At 38.0% G+C, this 3063-nt stretch carries 5 protein-coding genes; 2 read left to right on the top strand and 3 right to left on the bottom strand.

What is annotated here, in order from left to right:
• The first annotated feature begins 457 nt into the window (after positions 1 to 457).
• Positions 458 to 814: a helix-turn-helix domain-containing protein gene (locus A3SI_RS16595; protein WP_040671340.1), complete on the top strand. Its 357-nt coding sequence runs from the start codon at positions 458 to 460 to the stop codon at positions 812 to 814.
• 93 nt (positions 815 to 907) lie between these two features.
• Here the strand turns inward: A3SI_RS16595 and A3SI_RS16590 are convergent, their stop codons facing one another.
• From A3SI_RS16590 to A3SI_RS16580, 3 genes are read right to left on the bottom strand one after another with little or no spacing between them, the layout of a single operon-like run.
• On the bottom strand, positions 908 to 1201 hold the full coding sequence (locus tag A3SI_RS16590) for a hypothetical protein (protein ID WP_009057790.1): 294 nt from the start codon (positions 1199 to 1201) through the stop codon (positions 908 to 910).
• On the bottom strand, positions 1185 to 1787 hold the full coding sequence (locus A3SI_RS16585) for an ankyrin repeat domain-containing protein (RefSeq protein ID WP_009057787.1): 603 nt from the start codon (positions 1785 to 1787) through the stop codon (positions 1185 to 1187). The genes A3SI_RS16590 and A3SI_RS16585 overlap by 17 nt, the downstream gene beginning before the upstream one ends.
• 21 nt (positions 1788 to 1808) lie before the next feature.
• Positions 1809 to 2711 (bottom strand): RHS repeat-associated core domain-containing protein, encoded by a 903-nt coding sequence (locus A3SI_RS16580; RefSeq protein WP_202946888.1) that lies wholly within the window; start codon positions 2709 to 2711, stop codon positions 1809 to 1811.
• A 94-nt stretch (positions 2712 to 2805) separates the two neighbouring features.
• On the opposite strand from A3SI_RS16580, the gene A3SI_RS21330 reads away from it, so the two are divergent.
• Positions 2806 to 3063 (top strand): hypothetical protein (locus A3SI_RS21330; protein WP_040671338.1); only part of this gene is annotated, 258 nt, incomplete at its 3' end.

The following is a 3063-nucleotide window of genomic DNA, read 5'->3' as shown; positions in this document are numbered from 1 at the left end:
AACCATATTGAGCTGTGGAGAACTTCCTAAAGAGGGAATCACCAAGGTCTCTGGAGAGGTAGCTACCGATTGCTGCTGTGCATTAGGAATTTGTTGTGCTTCTAATTCACGCATTGTAAATGCAGCACAAGCGAGCAGAAAATAAAAATGAATAGTTAAATAGCGCATAAGTAAAATCAAAAAGAGGTAGAAACATTAAATCTATAATCATACCACTGGAGCGTTTCATTGAAAACATTTTTTACCCACTTTAAACGTTTCATTGCATCGTTGAGGCGTTGTTTGATTTCCTGTATCTCCATAACTTGAAAATTTTGCAATAACTTTATTCATTATATTGAAAGCAAAAGTACAAAGAAGTTTCATATATTTGCAATATACTTTCATCAAAAACAAAATAAATAGCTTAAACTTTCAAATTATGGTAAATTTGCAGACAACAATAGAACTTTACAGTATGAAGTTTAACGAGAAAATAAAGGCTTTACGCAAGGCTTCCGGGATGAACCAACAGGAACTGGCCGATAAAATACATATCCACGTTACCCACCTGTCCAAGATGGAAAACGGGCATTTACTGCCCTCTATTGATATTGTGCAACGATTGATGAAGGTGTTTGCCGTGAGTACCGACAACCTTTTGAACGATAGTGAAAACTCCGTGGTAGAGCTTCAGAACCACGAACTAAACGAGCAATTGATGCTTATTAATCAGCTTGATGAAGATGAAAAAAATGCCCTGGTCAAAATCATTAATTCAATGCTCACCAAAAAACGGATGAAAGACCTGTTGGACGGTAAAGCCAATTTCTAAAAATTATTTTTGCCTAATACGACAACTTTTTACCGCTTCAAAAATTGCCGTTTTGGACAATAAAGCAAAAACCCGGTCACTGCCGGGCTTTTTTCATTTCTTGTACTCATAGTTTTTAAAATCCACCCCCATTCTTTCTAACTTTTGGATAAACTCCCAACCCTCCTGGTTGGCTTTTTCTATTTTGGGGTTCTCTTGTTTCAGTTTCTCCATTTCTTCTATATCACCTTTGATCTTTGCTTTAAGAAACTTATTAACGACATAATCTTGAATATAGAAGTTTGCCTCTTTATTTGAAGGTTTTTGAATTTTAGTTGCCAAAGGCTCATTAACATTAACTTGTAAACTATCAATAAAATAATTTGCTATATCATATTTCGTACCCATTAATGTCAATGAAAAGGGAGTTTTTTGATTTTGTTTTAACTTTTTTATGAGGGTCTGCACCTGCTTTAATTAACAACTTTACCATTTCTAAATCCAACTTGCTTGCTTCCATAAGTGGAGAAGTTGCCATATACGAACGACCTTTTTCATCAGTGTGATCTTCTTCAACTGTATAATTTGCATTTGCACCATATTTTAGAAGCAACTTAACATATCGCAAATCAATTGAATAAGGTTCTGGCTTCCAATAAAACTTACAGGCATCTATTAGTATACTTCGTTTTGAATAGGGGTTAACAAAGTTTGGGTCTGCTCCAAGCTCCAACAATTTTTTAAATGCCTCAAAATTCTCTATCGTTAATGACAAACCCAAAACATTTGACCCGCTTATAGGATTGCTTACATCCAATAATTCGGACTTACCTTCAACTAGATGATTAATCTTTTGCGTATCATTAACTTCAACTGCTTTAGCTAATTCGTAAGCCTCTGTACCTTCAAAATAAGATACGTTTTTATTTGTTTCCTGCCCACAACCCATAAAAGATAAACACAATGATAAAATCAACATTAACGGGGCTTTCATAATCACCTTTTGTTATACTCGTTAAACTTTTTTTGTGACCACACCCATAGTATGATTGTATATACGCTGTCCTGTTCGTATAGCATCATCCGTTTTTGTAAATGGGATTTGAGGCACATAGCTGGCTGGCAAGGTTGTGATTCTACCCTCAGCTCTTAATCCCATCATCCCTTGGTAGTGGCTCACAGCTTCTCCACTTACAACATATGCAGAGATATTTGCAGACTTCCCACTTAACCCGAGTCTTGGATTTTCTTTTGTCGCTTTAGACAAGCCTGCCGCATTAAAAGTTACTGCCTTTCCTTCAATTGCCAATGCATTTGCACTTGCCAAACCACCTCCTAATGAATGACCGGTAAATGATACTCCCTGATGGCTTTCTGATAAGCTTCTTGCAAGGTTCACAGATTGAGAATATTGTGGAGATTCCCCTGTGGTTATCTGTTGGATATTGTTTTTCCAATCTTCCAAAGAAGTAAAGTCTGTTCCCGCTGTTGCAAAAATAAATTGTCCTTCCCATTCCCCCGAACCTTGATACAACGCGCCTTTAAAGCCTGTTTCTGGGTTTTCAAAAATTCCACCTTCGACAACTGTCCAGCCATTCACACTCGATCTTACAGTTGCATCATACACGTGGTCTGCCAAAGGCACATAAACTTCATCAGGGCAATCAGGACATCTTCCGTCTGGGTCTGTAAAAATAATAGGGTTGTTCCAAAAAGCAGCATAAGGACTCTTATCTATCTGCCTTGGATGGTCTGCCAACGGGTCCACAACGCCCCACCTCCCTATAGCAGGATCATACATCCTCGCTCCAAAGTCATACAGGTTTAGGTTCAGGTCATCTAAGAGTTCCTTCCCGTTGTAGAGGTAGTTCTCAACACCCGTACACGGATTTTCAGTATCATTTCGATTCCAGGACACTTTTAATCGTCTCGGTTCTTCTTGTCGGTATATCAGTTTTAAACAGCCCATAAAATGCCAAGATAGGGATTTTTTTCTTTCAGTTGAGTTTCATTTGAAAGAAAATCCGCTTCATTTCCCTTTAATAAACATTTCCACAAAGAAAAAAACAGAAAAAAAAAGAAAGCTGCTCCGCTGGCTGCATGGCCGGACAGTCAAGGTTTTTGCAATAAAAAATACTATCCGCCGCGCGGATGGAGATTTTTGTTGCAAACCCGAAGGGCTTGACTTGACGGGCCGAGCCAATGCAAGCCTAACTTTGCTTTTCTTTTTGTTGTGTTTTTGGTCTGTTTCCCAAGGATGTCCATTTTAT

Origin of the sequence: Nitritalea halalkaliphila LW7 (assembly GCF_000265075.1) — a bacterium.
GTDB lineage: Bacteria > Bacteroidota > Bacteroidia > Cytophagales > Cyclobacteriaceae > Nitritalea > Nitritalea halalkaliphila.
The sequence above is the reverse complement of the archived record's forward strand: the minus strand, read 5'-3'. Positions and strand labels throughout refer to the sequence as shown.

What these genes read in the sequence shown, in the direction of transcription:
- A3SI_RS16595 (WP_040671340.1), top strand. Translation starts at nt 458, where the DNA reads ATGAAGTTTAACGAGAAAATAAAGGCTTTACGCAAGGCTTCCGGGATG.
- A3SI_RS16590 (WP_009057790.1), bottom strand. Translation starts at nt 1,201, where the DNA reads ATGGGTACGAAATATGATATAGCAAATTATTTTATTGATAGTTTACAA.
- A3SI_RS16585 (WP_009057787.1), bottom strand. Translation starts at nt 1,787, where the DNA reads ATGAAAGCCCCGTTAATGTTGATTTTATCATTGTGTTTATCTTTTATG.